This window comes from Neobittarella massiliensis (ex Bilen et al. 2018) (genome assembly GCF_014269355.1).
GTDB classification, from domain to species: Bacteria; Bacillota; Clostridia; order Oscillospirales; family Ruminococcaceae; genus Neobittarella; species Neobittarella massiliensis.
Genome location: NZ_JACOGI010000003.1, coordinates 74,666 through 93,812 on the forward strand (window position 1 = coordinate 74,666; position 19,147 = coordinate 93,812).

Sequence of the window (19,147 nt, forward strand, 5' to 3'; positions counted from 1 at the left end):
CCGGTCTGGGCTTTTTTATCCAGGTGCTGCCATTGATCTCAAGATATGGTATACTGTTTATACTTGTACCGTTTTATAAGAGAGGAGGTCTTTATATATGCCCCGAGAACAGATCACCCGCGCCGGGCTCATCGGCCGTTTTTTGCGCGGGTCTGCCCATCACTTTGTCAGCGCCGTCGTTTTTTCACTGGCCGGCACTGCCCTGGGCGCTCTGCTGCCGCAGATCGTCAAGGTGGCCGTCGACAGCATACTCGGCGGACAGCCCAGCTTTTTAGACCCGCTACTGGCAGGGCCCATTTTGGGTCAGGCACCTGGCACTCGGCGCGACCTGCTGCTGGCCGCCGGGCTCATCCTGCTCATTTCGGCCCTGGCCTGGCTATCGCAATACCTCTACCGGGTCAGCATCGCCCGCGGGTCAGAACGCTTTACCAAGTCCATACGCGACACGCTGTACAGCCACATTCAAAAGCTGCCCTACGCCTGGCATATGACCCACCAGACCGGCGAGATCATCCAGCGCTGCACCTCTGATGTAGAGGTGGTGCGCAGCTTTGTTTCGAGCCAGCTGCTAGAGGTGTTTCGTACCAGCTCGCTGCTGGGCATCTCGCTGTGGGTCATGTTTTCTATGAACATCTCCATCTCGCTCATCGCCACCGCCTTTTTACCGCTTATCCTGCTCTATTCGGCCATCTTTTACCGCCAGATAGCCCGCCGCTTTTTAGCGGCCGACGAGGCCGAAGGCGAGCTCTCATCGGTGGTGCAGGAAAATCTAACCGGTGTGCGCGTGGTGCGGGCCTTTGGCCGCGAACAATTTGAGTTGGACCGCTTCGACGAGAAAAACACCGGTTTCGCCAAACTGTGGATCAAGCTCGGCTATCTGCAGAGCTACTACTGGGGCATTGGCGACATGATCACCAGCCTGCAGATCATCGCCGTCATTGTAGCCGGTACGGTCCAGGCCACCAGCGGCGCCATAACTCTGGGGGAATTTTTGGCATTCTGCTCTTATAATCTCACCCTGATCTGGCCGGTGCGCAGCCTGGGGCGCATTCTGTCTGAAATGAGCAAAGCCGGCGTCTCTATGGACCGGGTGCGCTACATTTTAAACTGCACACCGGAAAGTGACCGCCCCGGCGCACAGCGCCCCCCGATGGATAGAGACATCTCTTTTTCACACGTCACTTTTGGCTACGACCGGCAAAAGCCGTTGCTACACGATATCAGTTTCACGATCCCGGCCGGTACCACACTGGGTATTCTGGGCGATACTGGCTCGGGAAAATCGACACTCATCCACCTGCTCGACCGGCTGTACGATCTGCCGCCAGACGGCGGCCACATCACCATCGGCGGCGCCGATATCGCCGATATCGAACTCGCCTGGCTGCGCCGCAATATCGGCATGGTCTTGCAAGAGCCGTTTCTCTTTTCGCGCACTGTACACCAAAACATTGCCGCCACCCACCCCGACGCCTCTCCCGAGGAGGTCCGCCGCGCTGCCTCAACCGCCTGTGTGCACAGCGCTATCGACCGCTTTCCCGACGGGTATGACACACTGGTGGGCGAGCGGGGCGTCACGCTCTCGGGCGGGCAAAAACAGCGGGTGGCTATTGCCCGCACGCTCATGCAAAATGCCCCCATCATGGTGCTCGACGACTCGCTCTCGGCTGTCGACGCCGAGACCGACGCCAAGATCCGTGCCGCCCTGGATGCGCACATGCACCAGAGCACTGTGATCCTCATCTCGCATCGGGTCACCACACTGCTGCACGCCGACTGTATCATGGTGCTCGACGGCGGCCGGATCGCCGAAATGGGCACCCATCAACAGCTGCTGCAAAAGGGCGGTATTTACCGCAGTATCTACGATCTACAGCTGCGCGGTGAAGATGCCGCCAGCTTAAAAGAGGGAGGTGTGGGCCGTGAAGCAGACTGAGCGGCGGGCGCGCGCCAGGCGCAGCATTGACGGGTCTGTGTGGAAGTCGCTGCTGCCGTTTTTGCGCCCCTACAAAAAAATATTGGCGGCGGTGGTGGGGCTCAACCTGCTGGTGGCTGCCATCGATATCTCTTACCCTCTGTTTCAGCGCTATGCTATCGATCATTTTATACAGACCGGCACGCTGCAGGGTCTGGGTGTTTTTGCCCTGTGTTACCTGGCTGTCTGCACATTGCAGGCGCTCTCGGTGGTATTTTTTACCCGCGGCTCTATGGTGGCAGAGATGCAGCTGGGCAAAGACCTAAAACGGGCCTGTTTTGTACAGTTGCAAAAGCTCTCTTTTTCCTACTACAACCAAAAGCCTGTGGGCTATCTGCTGGCCCGGGTCATGAGCGACACCAACCGCATTGCCGGCTTGGTGGCCTGGAGCCTGGTCGATATTCTCTGGGCGCTGACCTATGTGCTGGGCACCTTTTGCGCCATGTTGGCCCTAAATGCCCGGCTGGCACTGCTCATTGCGCTCATCGTACCGGCTATCAGTCTGCTCACTGTCTATTTTCAAAAGCGCATTTTGCGCCAAAACCGCAAGATGCGGCAGCTCAACTCTACCATTATGGGGGCTTACAACGAGGGGATCACCGGGGCCAAGACCTCTAAAACGCTGGTCATCGAGCAGCAAAACGAGCAGCAGTTCTCACATCTCACAGGACAGATGCAGCGCGCCTCGGTCAAGGCCGCCCGACTGGGGGCTGTCTATATCCCCACCGTAGTGTTTTTGGGGTCGCTGGCCACCGCCATCGTGCTGGCCAGTGGCGGCAATATGGTCGCCGAAGGCGCGTTGCTGTTGGGCACATTGTCGGCTTTTATCAGCTACGCCGTCAGCATCTTCGAACCCATTCAGCAGATCGCCCGCATCCTCTCGGATGTCATTTCGGTACAGGCCAATATCGAGCGGGTAAACAGCTTGCTCTCCCAGCAGCCCGCCATTACCGACAGCCCCGCTGTGACCGCGCGCTACGGCGATGTGTTCAGCCCTCTAAAGCAAAATTGGGAACCGCTTGTCGGCGATATAGAATTTCGCGATGTCTCGTTTAAATACCCAGATGGCGGCGATTATGTGCTGCGCCACTTCGATCTGCACATTCCCGCCGGCACCACTGTGGCCATCGTGGGCGAGACCGGTGCCGGCAAGAGTACGCTGGTAAACCTGGCCTGCCGCTTTTTTGAGCCCACCGAGGGTCAGATCCTCATCGACGGGCGCGACTACCGCGAGCGCTCGCAGCTGTGGCTGCACCAAAATATCGGCTATGTGCTGCAGAGTCCCCACCTGTTTTCTGGCACTGTGATGGAAAATATCCGTTACGGACGGTTGGACGCCACCGACCGGGAAGTTATTGCCGCGGCCGAGAGCGTTCATGCCGACGCAGTTGCCGCCCGCCTTAAAGACGGCTACCAGAGCGATGTGGGTGAAGGGGGCGACCTGCTCTCTACCGGCGAAAAGCAGCTCATTTCTTTTGCCCGGGCGGTCCTCTCTGACCCGCGTATTTTTGTGCTGGATGAGGCCACCTCTTCTATTGACACCCGCACCGAACAGCTCATTCAAAACGCCACCGAAAAACTGCTGCAGGGCCGCACCTCTTTTCTCATTGCTCACCGCTTGTCCACGATCCGCAAAGCTGACGTTATACTGGTAGTCAAAGACGGCCGGGTGGTGCAGCGCGGCACCCATCAACAGCTGCTGCAAAAAGGCGGCTATTACCGCGACTTGTATACCCGCCAGTTCGAGGAAGAATCTGCCCTGCAAGTACTGCGGCAGGGCCGTGTCGAAGAGTAGTTGCGGCCCCTTTACTGTCGCACAAGGTTACACCAAGCAAATAGAAAAAACACCGGCAAGAGCTGTCTCCAACAGCGTCTTGCCGGTGTTTTTTAGCAGAAACTGCGATCTTAAAGTGCGTCGAGCTCCTGTTTCCACAGTGCGATACTGGCGTCGCTGGGCATCCGCCAATCCCCCCGGGGCGACAAGGTAATCGAGCCCACCTTGGGGCCGTCGGGCAGACAGGACCGCTTAAACTGCTGAGAGAAAAGGCGCTGGTAAAATACCCGCAACCAGCGTACGATCGTCTCGTGCCGGTACTCTTCGGCAAAGGCGTGCTCGGCCAAAAAGCAGATCTTTGCCGGGGAAAAGCCAAAGCGCACCACATGGTAGAGAAAAAAATCGTGCAGCGCATAGGGTCCTACCAGATCCTCTGTTTTTTGTGCGATCTGGCCGTTTTTTGCCGGCAACAACTCAGGGCTTACAGGCGTACTTAAAATGTCCTCTAGCACGCTTTTTAAGCGTTTTCTGCTGCGCTCTGCCACATAGCTCACCAGGTGGTACACCAAAGTTTTGGGGACCGAGGCATTGACGGCGTACATCGACATGTGGTCGCCATTATAGGTGGCCCAGCCCAGCGCCAGCTCTGACAGGTCACCTGTGCCGACTACCAGGCCATCTGTCTGGTTGGCAAGATCCATCAGCAATTGGGTGCGCTCACGGGCCTGGGCATTTTCGTAGGTGATATCGGCGATATGCGGGTCGTGGCCCAGATCGGCTAAATGGCCCGTAACAGCAGCTGTAATATCGATCTCGCGAAAGGATACCCCCAGTTCGGCACATAGTTCAGCGGCATTTTTCCGCGTGCGGTCGGTCGTGCCAAAGCACGGCATACTGACCGCCGTGATATCCCGGTGCGGGCGTTTTAAGAGTTCTATCGCACGCACCGTGACCAGCAGGGCAAGCGTAGAATCCAGCCCGCCAGAGATCCCGACGACAGCCGTTTTGCAACCTGTAGAAAGCAGCCGTTTTTTAAGGCCCTGGGCCTGCATGGTCAAGATCGACTCGCAGCGGCGGGCACGGTGTGCGCTGTCGACAGGCACAAAGGGGAATCTTTCCACCTCACGGCACAGTGGCGTACATATCGGCCGCTGCTCAAAATATACCGTGCGGTATGCCCCATCAACAGGTGGGTAGGTGCTCATACGGGTGCGCTCTGCCCACAGGCGCTGCAGGTCGATGTCGGCGACGAGCTGCCCGTTTTCAAATAGGGGTGTCTCGGCCAATACGGTGCCGTTTTCGGCGATAATATTATGGCCGCCGAACACCATATCTGTGCTGGACTCCCCCTCCCCGGCATCGGCGTACAGGTAAGCACAGCACAGCCGGGCTGACTGGCTGCTTACCAGCTGGCGGCGATATTCCGCTTTGCCCACCGTCTCGTCGCTGGCGGAGAGATTGCAGGTCACCGCCGCACCGGCCAACGCGTGGGCGATGGAGGGCGGAGCAGGCACCCACAGGTCTTCACATATCTCGACAGCAAAGGTGAAGTTGGGCTTGGCACTACTGGCAAAGAGCAGTTGCCCGCCAAAAGGTACCGTCTGTCCCAACAGCTCTATATCCCGAACTGCTACTGGGCCGGGGGCGAAGTGGCGCGCCTCATAAAATTCGGCGTAATTGGGCAGGTTGCGCTTAGGGACCAATCCCAAGATACGCCCCTTTTGCAGAACAGCAGCACAGTTATACAGCTTGCCACCCACCTGCAGCGGCAGGCCTACCACGGTGATCATATCGCTTTGACTGCTGACTGCACACAGCTGCTGCAATGCCTGTAGCGCTCCCTGTTGCAGAGTATGCTGCAAAAACAGATCACCGCAGGTGTAGCCGGTAAGGCCCAACTCTGGCAGTACGAGCAAAGCGGCTCCAGCGCGCTGGGCGCGATCCATCTCCGCTGCTGTCCTGCGTGCATTATAGTTGCAATCCCCCACCTGCACAGCGGGGGTAGCCACTGCCATCTTGACAAAACCATAATCCATCTGTACATGCCCCTCCTCTTGCCGTTTTATCTGCACTTCATCATACTGCCCACACCGTGCCGCTGGCAAGCGAACTTGTCACGAACTGGCGCTTTGTGGGACGCAGACCGCACAGAAAGTTTCAGCCATTGTAAAAATTGCCCATATACAGGATCTGGCAACACAGACACACTAAAAGAGAGACCGCCATATGGCGGTCTCTCTTTCGTTAGGCAGTAGACATATCTCTACTGTTTTGTGTTTGATACTACTGTGCGTTCACAGCCTCGGGATCGTCTTTCTGGTCGTTATCCTTGCGGCGTTTGATGCACAGGATCGAGATGATCAGCTGTACCACGGCAATGATGAGCATCAGCAGGGTCCATTTATCGGTAAAGATCATGGGATTGCGCATATCCTCGGTGAGGAAGAACACAATGATGGAACCGATACCAGGTACCAGGCTGAGCAGCCGCCAAATGCCTTTGCGCTTGAGGATATCGGCATCTTCGTCGTCCTGACGGGCGTACTGGCTGTTTTCATCTTCATCTTTCTTGTGGTTTCTGCCCAGGATGTAGCCCACGATCAGCAGGACCGATACCAGAGCGGTAGCGATAGCCAGCAGCAAGTTGAGCAGCGCCCAGCTGGACTGCGACTGCGCAAGCGGGGTCTCGGGATCCTGGATCTCTACTTCAGGTGTGTCGACCTCAGGGGTAGCAGGCTCTTCCACAACAGGGGTCTCGGGGGCAGCCGGGGTATCAGGTGCTGCAGGGGTCACCGGAGTTACGGGACCTGCAGGGGTGGCGTCGGTCGGCGGAGTGGTCGGCGTGACGGGTGTTACCGGAGGCACGACCGGGGCCGGCTCAGCCGCATAGTTAACGCGGATGACATCGCCATCTTTGACCTGATAAGGCAGCTCTACGCTGTAACTGCTGAACTGATAGCCGTCGTAGGTGTTCTGGGCGATAGAAGTCACTTCGGCAGTATCGTCACCAACCCAAACACGCACGGTCACCTGTTCGGTATCGCGGGCAGCGGTCTCGCCCTCCACCCAGTGCTCAACAGTGTAGGTGATCTCTTTTTGCTGGTCGTCATCGCGCACATAGTTCACGCGGATGACGTCACCGTTTTTAGCCTGGTAGGGCAGCTCTACGCTATAGCTGTCAAACTTGTAACCGGTATAGGTCTTCTGCGCAACAGCCGTTACCTCGGTGGTATCGTCATTGACCCAGACAGACTTGGTCACCTGTTCGGTATCGCGGGCAGCGGTCTCGCCCTCCACCCAGTGCTCAACAGTGTAGGTGATCTCTTTTTGCTGGTCGTCATCGCGCACGTAGTTCACGCGGATGACGTCGCCGTTTTTAGCCTGGTAGGGCAGCTCTACGCTGTAGCTGTCAAACTTGTAACCGGTGTAGATATTCTGGGCGATAGCAGTGACTTTGAATGTGTTATCGTTGACCCAGATCTTTTCGGTTACCGGCACGCGATCGCGGTAGGTTTCTTCGCCCTTTACCCAGTGCTCGACATAGTAGGTCAGTTCTTTCTGCGCCGTGAGGTCTTTTTCGTAGTAGACTTTGATGACGCCGTTTTCAGACACTTCGTACGGCAGCTCGACATTATAGGCGCGGAACGTATAGCCGGTGTAGTCTTTCAGCTGTACAGCTGTTACGCTGTAGCTGTCGGCCGCAGCCCAAATGTCCACTTCAACCTTCTCGCGGTCGCGATAGGTCTCTTCGCCGTCGATATAATGCTCTACGTAGTAGGTGAGTTTTTTGGTGTCATCGGGGTTGATGGTGTAGTTGACACGGATGGTCTGGCCGTTATAAACGGTTATCGGCGTAGCCACTTGACTGCCATTTACAGTGTAGTCTTTAAAGGTGTAACCGGCAAAAGTCTTTTCGTCGACAGCGTTGACTTTGTAGCTGTCGCTCTCGACCCAGATCTGCTCGGTCTTTACTTCACGGGCTGCATAGGTGCTCTCGCCTTCCAGCCAGTACTCTACATAGTAGGTCAGCGCCTTGGTGTCGTCGTAGTTTTCGGTCCAGTGAGCGGTATAGCTGCGATCTCCAGTCGAGCCCTTAACTACCTGCACCGTCATGGTGGGGGCAGTTAGGTCCGTACCAGTCCAACCGGCAAAGGTATAGCCGCTTCTGGTGGGATTGTTCAGGGTAAATGTCTCGGTCTCAACATCGTAGTGTACGGGATTCTCTTTGCCTTCGGGCAGAACGCCTTGAGCCAGATCGTATTCGATGTCGTAGCCGATCTTCTCCCAGTTGGCGGTGTAGATGCGATCACCGGTAGAACCTTTCTCCACGGTGACCGTCTCGGTCTCGCCCTCCAGGTCGGTACCGGTCCAACCGGTAAAGGTGTAGCCGGTCCGAGTGGGATTATGCAGGGTAAAGGTCTCGGTCTCGATGGTGTATTTGGTGGGGTTCGACTCGTCCTGAGCCAAGCTGCCGCCGGCCAGTTCGTAATCGATACGGTAGTCAATAGCCTCCCACTTGGCGGTGTAGACGCGATCGCCAGTAGAACCTTTCGTCACGGTAACAGTCTGGGCTGTACCGCTAAAACCGGTCCCCTCCCAACCGAGGAAGTTGTAGCCGCTCTTGGTGGGGTTATGCAGGGTAAAGGTATCGGTCTCGATGGTGTAGGTGGTGCGGTTCTCGGCGACGGTAGCACCATCCAGGCCGCGATACTGAATGTTATAGATCTCCGGCTGCCAGTTGGCAGTGTATGCACGGTTGCCGGTAGAGCCTTTTTGCACCGTTACCTCTTTAGACATACCGTCGACATCTGTACCGCTCCAACCCAGGAAAGTATAGCCGTCTTTGGTGGGGTTATTGAGGGTAAAGGTCTCGGTATCTACACTGTAGCTGGCGGGGTTCTCTTCGACCACAGCGTTCTCCAGGCCGGCATACTGAATGGTATAGCTGTCTTTGGTGAAGTTGGCAGTATACTCTCTGTCGCCGGTGGAGCCCTGCTCGATGGTGACTACCAGCGTAGCGCCACTGAGACCAGTACCGGTCCAACCAGTAAAGGTGTAGCCCGCTTTTTCGGGGTTAAAGAGGGTAAAGGTCTCGGTCTCAACATTGTAGCTGGTGGGGTTTTGCTTATCTGCTGCCAACGAGCCGCCATCCAGGTCGTAGCTGATCGAATAATCGATGCGCTCCCAGTTGGCCGTGTATTCGCGGTTGCCGCTGGAGCCCTGCTCCACCACTACTTGGTCGGATTTGTCGTCAATGCCGGTACCGCTCCAACCCAGGAACTTGTAACCCGCTTTTTCGGGGTTAAAGAGGGTAAAGGTCTCGGTCTCAACATTGTAGCTGGTGGGGTTTTGCTTATCTGCTGCCAGCGAACCGCCATCCAGGTCGTAGCTGATCGAATAATCGATGCGCTCCCAGTTGGCCGTGTATTCGCGGTTGCCGCTGGAGCCCTGCTCCACCACTACTTGGTCGGATTTGTCGTCAATGCCGGTACCGCTCCAACCCAAGAACTTGTAGCCCGCTTTTTCGGGGTTAAAGAGGGTAAAGGTATCGGTCTCAACGGTGTAAGTCACCGGGTTTTCGTTGCCTTCGCCCAGCGTAGCGCCGTCCATTCCCTTATAGGTAATGGTAAAGGCGGTGGGGGTCCAACGGGCGGTAAAGGTAGTATCGCCCAGGATCTTGTAGTCCTTATAGTTGGCGTTGACCAGCGTATTGTTGTGATCTTTCCAACCCAGGAAGTCGTAATTGGTGCGGTCGAACAGCTTGCCGGCAACGGTGTAGGTGTAGTTTGCCGGGTAGATGGCTTCGTCGGTGATCGAGCCATCGCCAAAGCCGTCTTTGTAAGTTACGCTGTACTCTTCGTAATCGGGGATCTCATCCGGGCCTTTGTCGGGGCCGTTTTGATCGATCGCCCAAGCGGCGTAGAAGGTGATGCCGCCGCTCGTCATTGGTACCTTTGTACCGGCCGGATAGAAGACGATATCGGCCGACGGGGCCTGGGTAAACGGCTCATAAGCGGTAGTGGTCCAGCCCAGGAACACATGATCGGTGTAGCTGAGTGCATCGCCCGACTTAACGGTGACCTCATGGCCCTGCTTATAGGTCTTATCATCCTTTACTTCGCCGCTGCCGCCGTTGGCATCGTAAGTGACGTTATAGGCAGCTTCGGTGTAGTAGAAGTTCACTACGTTACCGGTCTCTTTGATCTCGATCTGCACGCTGTCAGCACCGTCCAGATTGTAGACCTTGCCATTTTTCTGGATGGTGGCCGGCGCGGTAACGGTGACCGTGTCGCCGTGGGTCTGGCCGCCTACTACAGAGGGCTCCCGCAGCACATTGGCCGGATCAGTACCTTTTTCAAGGTAGTTGACGGTGTAGCTGAGGTCGGTGCGCAGAGTGTAGTAGAAAATGACCACATTGTTTTTGGGGTTCTCGCTGATGGTCAGCTGCTGGCTGCTCTCACCCACCACGCTGTAGCCGGCGATACCTTTGGCATTGACTGTCAAGTCATCGCCGTAAGCGGCTTTGGCGGTGTAGGGGTCTGCCAGTTTTTTGTTGGTACCCTGCTCTAAATACTTTACGGTATATCCGTAGTTATTGCGGGTGTAGTACAGGTTGAGAGTCAGCGTACCGGTGCTGGGAATAATACCCGTATCGGTGCTGATTGCGCTCTGGTAGGTAAAGCCCGTGTAGTCTTTGGCACTGGCTGTTACTTTAGCGCCGATAGAGCCAGTCTTGGTCGTATCAGACTCTTTGAGCTCGTAACCGCCACCCAGTTTCTGTACGTAGTGGTTAACGGTGTAGCTGACCTGTGCATTTTGAGTGTAGTAGAATTTAATGACATTCTTCGACTCATCCTGCACCAGCTGCAGCGTTTTCTGATAGGCATCAGGGGTGTAGCCGGCAATGTTCTTGTAGTTTTCGGTGACCACTGCATTTTTGCTGGTCATGGTCTTTTTGCTGTGCTCTTTTTCAGAACCGCCGGCGTTTTTAATGATGTAGTAGACGGTGTAGTCTACCTCGGTAAACTTTTTGTAGGTAAAGACGATCTCGTTACCTTTGGCCTTGAGCGTGGTGCTCTTGGTCAGGGCCTCCGGCAGATAGCTGTCGATGACCTTGGCCGTCTCGGTGACGGTGCTGCCCATGGTCTGGCCGGTCACGGTCTTGGGGTCAGCCAGTTTTTCACCGTTTTCATCCACATATTTTACGGTGTAGGTGATATCGGTACGGGGCGACCACTTGGCCTTGAGGGTAAAGTCGCTGTGTACTTCGCGCTCGAACAGGTAGTGGGCATTTTCACCGGTCTTGTACCAGCCCTCGAAGGTATAGCCCTCACGGGTAGGTTCTTGGGGCTCGCTCACCAGGCCACCTTTGGTGATCTCCTGGCTGTTGATGCTGCCGCTGCCGCCGTTCAAATCGAATTTGACCGTGTATACCGGCGGGTCCCACTTGGCGTAGAGCTGAAGGTCACCAGCGGGCATCGTGGCATCGTTCCAGTTAAACTTGCTTTCGGGGTAAAGCTCTTTTGTGGTATACCAGCCACCGAACGTATAATCGGAGCCAAAGGGATTGGTGGTAGGCACGTAATTGTATTTCTCTATATTGGCTTCGTATTTGACTTTGCTATAAGACTTTTCTACCTGATTGTTATTGTAGAAACTTAGAGTATACACATCGCGGCTATAGTAAATATAGCCGACTCGGTTATATTTGTTACCGTCTTTTTCATAGTTATCCCAACCGGTATTTTTAAAGCCGGGAATAGTATAAGTACTATTTTTATCTATAGTAATGCCACTACTATTTGTCTTGTAAGATACGGTTGCATAAATGTCATAGTAGATGCCATTTTTATAGATACGACCACCGCCAGAGCGCTGAGTCAAAGACTCTACACAGTGGTAAGCAGTATATTTATAAGAGCCACTCGTTACCGTACCATATAATACAATGTTATGATTTTCCATGTATTTAAGGTTCAGTAAATAAGAGCTAGAGCCTGCTTCTCTATGCCATTTAATAGTCTCCTCAGGAGTTGGCCACTGGTCTAGGATCTCTTGACCATATTTGGCCGTAATAGTCCACTCTGATTTAGTCGTATAGTCGCGTGGATCATCTTCGTCATCGAAGTATCCATCATTAAAAACTTTAAAAGTAATTGTATAGGTCCCGCGGTCATAGTACACGTTTACAACCGTGCTGCCATCACCATTGACGACTACATTTTTATCAGTCTTGGCACTGTTAAAAACATAGCCCTGCGTGGGATTCGTGTCACTGCCGCTGACTGTAGTTCCCGGACGCGCATACATTGTTTTGATGCCGCCGTAGTCATAGCCGTCATTGGTCGCATTTTCCAGCCAGTAAACAACTGTATATTTTGTACTGCTTTTAGGTTCCCACTTAGCATAGACGCTCTGGTCAGTAGCCGGCATAGTGCTGGGGTGCTTATAAGCATTTTCCAGTGTCTCATCTACATACCAGCCGGCAAAATCATAACCCGCACGAGTGGGATCACTGGGCTGCGAAACATCAGCGCCGTACAGGGCCACTGTAGGATCTATATAGTTTCCCCCATTTGTATGGTAATAGATAGCATACGTATTGCGGTCGTAATAGACCTGCAGCACGGTACCGCCATCAGCGGCCACCTCGGCACTGGGCAGATCACCTTTTCTGGTAAAACCGGCATACTCTCTATCCGGGGCGGTCACTACAGTACCGGTGGTGGCCGAAAGAGGCAACTCGTCTACCACGTCGTAGCCACTGCCGTCTACCTTTTGCTGCAGGTACTGTACCTTGTAGGCGGTACTGCCGTTAGCCAGGTAATATACCGTATAAACTTTGTCCTCGGTCACGCTGTCGATGCTGATATCGACGATACTCTGATCGGGGCTAAAGCCCACCACATCGGGGGAGATGACCCGGTCGCTAAACGACTCGCCGGCGATAACGCTGGCCACATAGGGCTGAGCGGCAACGCGGGTGCTGTTCTCGTAGAAATAGTTGATGGTGATGGTACGGGACTCTAACTTCTTATACTGGGCGGTGACATCCAGGTCGGAAGTCACGTTAGAAAAGTCTTTGTCCCAGCCGTCGGCCACCCAGCCATCCCGACCAGGATGCTCTGGCGCAGTGGCGGCCTTACCGTCTTCTACCTGCTGGGCCTCGCCGATCTGGCTGCCGTCCCAATCGTAGAAAGTTACGGTGTGTGTGGCTGTATCTCCCTCTGCAGCCTGCACAAAGGCAGACAGCGGCAGCAGGCCAAAAGACATAACTGCCACCAGCATCAGGGATATCAGCCGACGTAAACCTTTTTTGTGTTTCATCTCGACACCTTCCCTCTTGAACCATAATGTGAACCTTTTCGTTCACCTGTGTGTGCTTCTAATTTTTGTGTAGATATCCGATGATCTCCTACAAGATCATCGGTTTTTTTGTTTGTTTCGCGAATATTTCGCACCGCCCGATTTTGTTCACTCAGTCGTTCTGCGAAACAGTGCTCTCGCTCTCGTCGAGCGCGCTGTCTATGAGTTTGATCAGTTCCAGTGCGCTGCGAAAAGATTTGGTCTCATCTTTATCCGCCCAGGTGACTTTGCCCTGCCAGGTGGCGTTTTGCCGGTACTGGATCTGCACGACGAACGTCTCTTTGTCTCCGCGGTGCTTGGTGATCTGCGCCATGGGCGTTCCCTCCTTTTTCTCCACTGCCGGTACCGCCTGACGGCCAAAGCGCCGGCCCTGAGTCGATGCCTGTGGGCCGATCTCATCGAAGATGTGATCGAGCTGCAACACCACTCGCCCCAGCTCGGTAAAGCAGATAGGCGGCTGGTCATCGGCGTAATAGGCCCTGCCCTGCAGGGCGGTCTCACAACTCGAGTCGATACACAGGCATACGGCAGCGGGGGCGTTAATGGGGATGATACTCTCTTGCATGGGCTTCCCCCCTCTTCCTTATGCCTAAATCATATCATCTGGCGGTCACAAGACAGGTCACATTTAAAAGTTCTTCTCCGATTTTTTGACCCGCTCATTGTGACAACTTGACCGGTGGGAGCGCCCCTCTCTGCATGCGGCGCCTTTTATATAGGTAAATAAAATCACACGGCAAAAAGCGACCGGAGCACTCTGCTCCGGTCGCTTTTCTATAAACTTTTTCGTGACTGCACCAGGTCAGTTGGCACTCACAGGTTTCTCTTGGCCAGCGCAGAGGTGTAGCGGACCGCCATTTTAATATCTTTATCCCGGCAGAAACGGCGAAAATTGTTGGCGATACGGCCCATGACCATGCGGCAGTTCTCCTGATCGATCTTCATGAGCAGCACCAAAAACTGGCTCTTGCTGTAGCGGGTATAGATATCGCTGCGGCGCAGCGAACAGGCGATCGCATTGTGGTAGGCCTGCACACCGGCCTTTAATTTTTCCGGCGGCAGCGGGTCGCCGTTTTGATCGGTAAAGGTACACAGTGCCACAAAAGCCGAGTCGCCGTTGCGCTGAATGTGCCGCACCACAAAGCGAAAAGTGTTTATGAACACCTGGTAGTTGCAGTAATAGGCGCCGTGGGCGTCCTCGGTCTCGATGATCTCGCTGAGGATATCGTCCAGCGAGCGCTCCACATGCTCCAGCGAGCCGGTGATCTTGTGGTACAGTGCCCGCATTTCTTCTGAGGGCTCTACCCCCAGCTCGTCAAATAGCATCGCCGTGGTCGATTCGTACTCGCTGACCGCCTCGCGGGTGCGGCCCATCTGGTACAGGCAAAAAATATACAGCAGTCGGTAGAACTCCTCGTAGGGGTACAGCGTGACCGCCCGGTCGGCCACCTGCAACGCCTGCTCGTAATCCTCGCGCTGGCACAGCATCGAAAAGGCCTGCTCTACACAGTCGCGGTACATGCCCTGATATTTCACTGTGCGGCTCATCACCCAGGTCTGGCTGTAGGCGCGGGGCAAAAAGTCACCGCCGTACAGGGCGATAGCCCGCAAATAATGGCTGAGTTTTTCGCCGTCACGGGTATTGCGCGCCAATTCCCAGTGCTCGCAGAACTGCTCAACATCTATTTGGCAGGGCAAACTGCTGGTAAATCCGTACCCACCCGATTTGGCGTAGATGTACTCCTTTTCGGGCAGACCGGCAGCGGTCAGCAGTTTTCTGGCCCGATAGGCCAGATTTTTGAGCACATTGAGGGGGTTGGCACTGTCATCGTCGCCCAGCAGCACCTCGATGAGCTCCTCCTGCGGCACAATGCGGTCGCGGTTTGCCAGCAAATAGCGAAACAGCGAAGTGGCTTTGCTCTCGCGGGACTGTTCTTTGATGACGGGTGTCTCGCCGTAGGTAACACTGAACCCACCTAACATCTTTACCTTTAATATCTCACCCAACGGTGTGGCCCCCCTTTGCGCTGTGCGGTGTTGCAGTCTCAAGCAGGAATGTCTCTGCAATATGTATGATGGTTTTTGTGACAAATACCCAAAATTTGTACAGTAGATTTTGCTTTTACAATATAAATATACTCGAATTCTGCCGCTTATGCAACTTATTTTTGTACTTTCCCAATTTACTGCCCCAGTATATCCTGTTGTTACCAGTCCGCTTTACAAGGCAAATTTACTCTGTTATAGTAAGGTTAGTTTGGTCCGTCTAATCACCGGGCAAAGAGGAGGCGCTGGCTATTGCATAGAATAAGGCGATTTCTGGCGCCGGTCTTCTGCGCCGCACTGTGTTTACTGCTGTTTTGCAGCTGTGGCGACGACGGCATGCCCGACCCCGATAAGCAGGGTAGCTGGGACGCCACTCCCCAGGTGCTCACCGCCCCCACCGGCAGCGATGTGCGGGGCAACGACCGGGTGCTCGTAGATCTCTCTGGTACTGCGCAGGGCTGTGTTGCGGTGACTTACAGCGGGCAAAACCCCAAGGTTCGGCTGCAGATCACGCCCCCCAGCGGCAACGTATACACCTACATCGTGCGCACCGACAGGGTGGCGGCAGTGTTCCCTCTGTCAGAGGGAAATGGTTCCTACACCATCAACGTCTTTGAAAACACGCAGGGTGACCGCTATGCCCAGGCCTTTGGCACCACTGCCGAAGTGACTTTAGAAAACGAGTTTGCCCCTTTTTTGCACACCAACCAATACGTGCAGTACACCACCGACAGCCAGGCGGTAGCTCTGGGCAGCCAGCTGGCCAGATCGGCCGACACCGACCTGGATGTGGTGGAGAACATATATCGCTACATCTTAAAAAACATCTCTTACGACACCGATCTGGCGCAAAAGGTCCAGACCGAGGCGGGCTATCTGCCCGATCTGGACCAGGTGCTCAAAAATAAAAAAGGGATCTGTTTCGACTATGCGGCGCTGGCCACAGCGATGCTGCGCACCCAGCGCATCCCCACCCAGCTGGTGGTGGGGTACTCGGGTCAGGTGTACCACGCCTGGATCAATGTGCACATAGACGGCGTGGGCTGGGTGAACAAGATCATCGAGTTCAAAGGCGACAAATGGGTGCGCATGGACCCCACCTTTGACGCGGCCAAAAAAGGGCTCAATCAATTTGTGGGTAACGGCGACAACTATAACCCCCTGTACGTGTACTGAAAAGCGGCGGCCCCGCACCCCCGCGCTTAAAGGAGTGTATCGATATGGCAGCACAGAAAAAGCTACGCCAATTGGCCCCCGACGAGATCGCCGGCTTTTGCCAACAGCTGGCAGTCATAACCCAGGCCGGCATCCCCGCCCAAGAGGGGCTCTACGTGATGCTGGAAGACACCAGCGACAAATACAGCCGCGAAATATTGCAGCAGATGATCGACGCGCTGGAAATGGGAGAGCCGCTGTCGGCGGCAGTGGCCCAGTGTGGCCGCTTTCCCGACTACGTGGCCGACATGTTACAGGTCGGTGAGGGGTCGGGCCGCATCGATCAGGTGTTGGCCGCGCTGGCTGAGCACTATCAGCGCACCCAGGCCATCCGTCAGGGAATAAAAGACGCCATCCTTTACCCCAGCGTGATGGTGGCCATGATGCTGGTGGTACTCGGGGTGCTGGTGATCAAGGTGTTGCCGGTATTTCGGCAGGTATTTTTGCAGCTGGGCAGCGACATGTCGCCGCTGGCGTTGGGACTGATGCACTTTGGCGCCGCCCTGAGTCAAAACGCAGTGTGGGTACTGCTGGCCGTCTTGGTGTTGGCGGTGCTCTATCTGGTGCTGCGGGCCACTCCGGGCGGGCGCAAGATCGGGGCAGTGCTCTCGCGGCACTGTTTTAAAAAGCTGCGGCGGGCCACAGCCATGGGGCGCTTTGCCTCCTGCATGTCGCTCACGCTGGCCAGCGGGCTGGACACCGACCAGTCGCTGGAGATGTGCCAGCGGCTGGTAGAGGACCCCGATACTGCTCAGAAGATACAGCGGGCCCGCCAGCTGATGCAGGGCGGCGACCAGACATTTATTCAGGCGATGTCGGCCACCGGGCTGTTTGGCGGGCTGCAGCTGAGCATGCTCACCGTGGCGGCTAAGGCCGGGGCGATCGATACAGTGATGGCCCAGATCGCCGCCATGTACCAGCAGGAGGTGGAGCGCCGCACCGACGGGCTGATCGGGGCCATTGAGCCGACGGTGGTGGCGGTGCTCTCGATCTTGGTGGGAATGATCCTGCTGTCGGTGATCCTGCCGCTGATGGGAGTGATGGCGTCACTATGAAAAAGGCATTCATACAAGGGCCGCGGCGACGGCACACCGGCCTTTTGGGGGCGGCAGCACTGTTTTTGTGCATGGTGATATTAGTGGTGTGCGGGGTAAACAGCATGAGCCGCAGCACCGCCGAAAAGCGCCAGCAGGCTGCCGGGCAGGCTATTCGCCGGGCGGCGGTGCAGTGCTATGCCATTGAGGGCCGCTACCCGAGAGACCTGTCGTATCTGCAGAAAAATTATGGTCTGCTGCTAGACAACGACCACTTCGTATACCACTATCAGCCGCTGGGGGATAACCTGATGCCCCAGATATCGGTCTTTTACCTGCCGCAGGAGCAGTAGCGAGAGGAGGAACCGCACATGGAGACCAAGCGCCGCCACACCAGCGACCTGCTGTTTGGCCTGGGACTGTTTTGCCTGTTCGTCATCACCTCGCTGCTGCTGGTGCTGCTGGGCTCGCGGGTTTACCAAAATGTAAACACCCAAATGGATCGCAATTACGACCTGCGCACCTCGCTGGTGTACATTACCCAAAAGGTGCGCCAATGTGAAGGCGGAGAGCTGCGGCTGGATGCGGTGGCCGGGCAGGACGCATTGGTGCTGACCAGCGTCGAGGGGGCCGTACTGTACGAGACCTGGATATTTTGCGGCAACGGGCAGCTGCGGGAAGTGACGGTACAGCCGGGCACCGCCGTGAACCCCACCGACGGCCAACAGATCATGGAACTGGACACGCTGCAGCTGCAGCTGACGGCGCCCGGGCTTTTACGGGTATCGATAACCGGTGCTTACGGTCATCAGGGTGCGACTTCGGTCTGCTTTGCACGGGGGGAGGCGGCGGTATGAGCCAGACAGCGGGGCGCCGCCACTCCGGCGCATTTTTGATCGAGCTCATCATCGTGATCTTGTTTTTTGCCTGCGCGGGGGCGGTGTGTTTAAACTTGTTTGCCGCCGCCAGCAATACCGGCGACCGGGCTACCGATCTGACCCAAGCCACCCTGCAGGCCCAGACGGTACTGGAGCAATCCAAAGCCAGCAGGGGCGACTTTGCACAGGTGGCGGCAATGGGCGGCGGTGTAGTCCAGGACGGGCGGCTGACCATCTATTTTGACAGCCAGTGGCAGCAGACAAGTGACCGCGACCGGGCTGCATATACCTTAACAGCTACTACCGAGACAAATGACAGCCTGTGCCGGATACGGGCGTCGGTACAAAAAGACGGCGCCGACATCTGCTCACTGCAGACGGCTCTGTACACCGGAGCTAGTGGGGAGGTGGCATCGTGAGCGGCGGCAAACGGCGGGGCGTGACGGTGGGCGGCGCCTGTATCCTGACCGTTTTTACCGTGCTGTGTCTCACCACATTTTCGGCGCTGAGTTTGGCCTCGGCCCGGGCCGACTACAAGCTGGCCCAAAAGGCCCACCATGCCGCCACCCAGTACTATACGGCCGAGGAGCAGGCCGAGACTGTTCTGTCGGAGTGGATAACGGCGCTGCGAGCCGGGCAGGATATCACCGGACCGCTGCAGGCAGCCGGCGGCAGCGCCGAACAGACCGAGGAAGGACTGCTGCTGACCTACAGCACCCAGAGTGGTAGCACACGGTTGATGGCGGAGGTACTTTTGCAGACCGATGCCAGCGGGCAGCCCACCGGGCGTGTACTGTACCAGCACCTGCAGCCGGTGACCGGGGAAGGCACTGCTGCAGGCGGTGAGAAAGGATAGAGT

At 55.9% G+C, this 19,147-nt stretch carries 12 protein-coding genes; 8 read left to right on the top strand and 4 right to left on the bottom strand.

Going from position 1 to position 19,147, the window contains the following annotated elements:
* The first annotated feature begins 97 nt into the window (after positions 1-97).
* Positions 98-1,936 (top strand): ABC transporter ATP-binding protein, encoded by a 1,839-nt coding sequence (locus H8K20_RS12165; protein ID WP_186488602.1) that lies wholly within the window; start codon positions 98-100, stop codon positions 1,934-1,936.
* Positions 1,923-3,770 (top strand): ABC transporter ATP-binding protein, encoded by a 1,848-nt coding sequence (locus H8K20_RS12170; protein WP_341480853.1) that lies wholly within the window; start codon positions 1,923-1,925, stop codon positions 3,768-3,770. The genes H8K20_RS12165 and H8K20_RS12170 overlap by 14 nt, the downstream gene beginning before the upstream one ends.
* 110 nt (positions 3,771-3,880) lie before the next feature.
* On the opposite strand, the gene H8K20_RS12175 is transcribed toward H8K20_RS12170, so the two are convergent.
* The 4 genes from H8K20_RS12175 to H8K20_RS12190 form a co-directional block, all read right to left on the bottom strand.
* Positions 3,881-5,785: an NAD(+) synthase gene (locus H8K20_RS12175; RefSeq protein ID WP_186488603.1), complete on the bottom strand. Its 1,905-nt coding sequence runs from the start codon at positions 5,783-5,785 to the stop codon at positions 3,881-3,883.
* A 247-nt stretch (positions 5,786-6,032) separates the two neighbouring features.
* The gene (locus tag H8K20_RS12180) at positions 6,033-13,076 is read right to left on the bottom strand and encodes an InlB B-repeat-containing protein (RefSeq protein ID WP_186488604.1); all 7,044 of its coding nucleotides are present in this window, start codon (positions 13,074-13,076) and stop codon (positions 6,033-6,035) included.
* A gap of 151 nt (positions 13,077-13,227) precedes the next feature.
* Positions 13,228-13,680 carry a hypothetical protein gene (locus H8K20_RS13920; protein WP_243206524.1) on the bottom strand — a complete coding sequence of 151 codons (453 nt, stop codon included), beginning with the start codon at positions 13,678-13,680 and terminating at the stop codon, positions 13,228-13,230.
* Positions 13,681-13,928: 248 nt separating this feature from the next.
* Entirely contained in the window at positions 13,929-15,122 is a 1,194-nt protein-coding gene (locus tag H8K20_RS12190; RefSeq protein WP_105204620.1) for an AfsR/SARP family transcriptional regulator, read from the bottom strand.
* Positions 15,123-15,413: 291 nt separating this feature from the next.
* On the opposite strand from H8K20_RS12190, the gene H8K20_RS12195 reads away from it, so the two are divergent.
* From H8K20_RS12195 to H8K20_RS12220, 6 genes are read left to right on the top strand one after another with little or no spacing between them, the layout of a single operon-like run.
* On the top strand, positions 15,414-16,337 hold the full coding sequence (locus H8K20_RS12195; RefSeq protein WP_186488605.1) for a transglutaminase-like domain-containing protein: 924 nt from the start codon (positions 15,414-15,416) through the stop codon (positions 16,335-16,337).
* A 44-nt stretch (positions 16,338-16,381) separates the two neighbouring features.
* The gene (locus tag H8K20_RS12200; RefSeq protein WP_186488606.1) at positions 16,382-17,431 is read left to right on the top strand and encodes a type II secretion system F family protein; all 1,050 of its coding nucleotides are present in this window, start codon (positions 16,382-16,384) and stop codon (positions 17,429-17,431) included.
* Entirely contained in the window at positions 17,428-17,763 is a 336-nt protein-coding gene (locus H8K20_RS12205; protein WP_186488607.1) for a hypothetical protein, read from the top strand. Before H8K20_RS12200 ends, H8K20_RS12205 begins: the two co-directional genes overlap by 4 nt.
* A gap of 18 nt (positions 17,764-17,781) precedes the next feature.
* Positions 17,782-18,267, top strand: coding sequence for a DUF4860 domain-containing protein (locus H8K20_RS12210; protein ID WP_186488608.1), 486 nt, complete (start codon positions 17,782-17,784; stop codon positions 18,265-18,267).
* Entirely contained in the window at positions 18,264-18,707 is a 444-nt protein-coding gene (locus tag H8K20_RS12215) for a type II secretion system protein (protein WP_186488609.1), read from the top strand. The genes H8K20_RS12210 and H8K20_RS12215 overlap by 4 nt, the downstream gene beginning before the upstream one ends.
* Positions 18,704-19,144, top strand: coding sequence for a hypothetical protein (locus H8K20_RS12220; RefSeq protein WP_186488610.1), 441 nt, complete (start codon positions 18,704-18,706; stop codon positions 19,142-19,144). The genes H8K20_RS12215 and H8K20_RS12220 overlap by 4 nt, the downstream gene beginning before the upstream one ends.
* Positions 19,145-19,147 lie beyond the last annotated feature (3 nt).

Bases quoted from the DNA above. Each gene is read 5' to 3' on its own strand.
- H8K20_RS12165 (WP_186488602.1), top strand. From the start codon at position 98: ATGCCCCGAGAACAGATCACCCGCGCCGGGCTCATCGGCCGTTTTTTG.
- H8K20_RS12205 (WP_186488607.1), top strand. From the start codon at position 17,428: ATGAAAAAGGCATTCATACAAGGGCCGCGGCGACGGCACACCGGCCTT.
- H8K20_RS12215 (WP_186488609.1), top strand. From the start codon at position 18,264: ATGAGCCAGACAGCGGGGCGCCGCCACTCCGGCGCATTTTTGATCGAG.
- H8K20_RS12180 (WP_186488604.1), bottom strand. From the start codon at position 13,076: ATGAAACACAAAAAAGGTTTACGTCGGCTGATATCCCTGATGCTGGTG.
- H8K20_RS12210 (WP_186488608.1), top strand. From the start codon at position 17,782: ATGGAGACCAAGCGCCGCCACACCAGCGACCTGCTGTTTGGCCTGGGA.
- H8K20_RS13920 (WP_243206524.1), bottom strand. From the start codon at position 13,680: ATGCAAGAGAGTATCATCCCCATTAACGCCCCCGCTGCCGTATGCCTG.
- H8K20_RS12175 (WP_186488603.1), bottom strand. From the start codon at position 5,785: ATGGATTATGGTTTTGTCAAGATGGCAGTGGCTACCCCCGCTGTGCAG.
- H8K20_RS12200 (WP_186488606.1), top strand. From the start codon at position 16,382: ATGGCAGCACAGAAAAAGCTACGCCAATTGGCCCCCGACGAGATCGCC.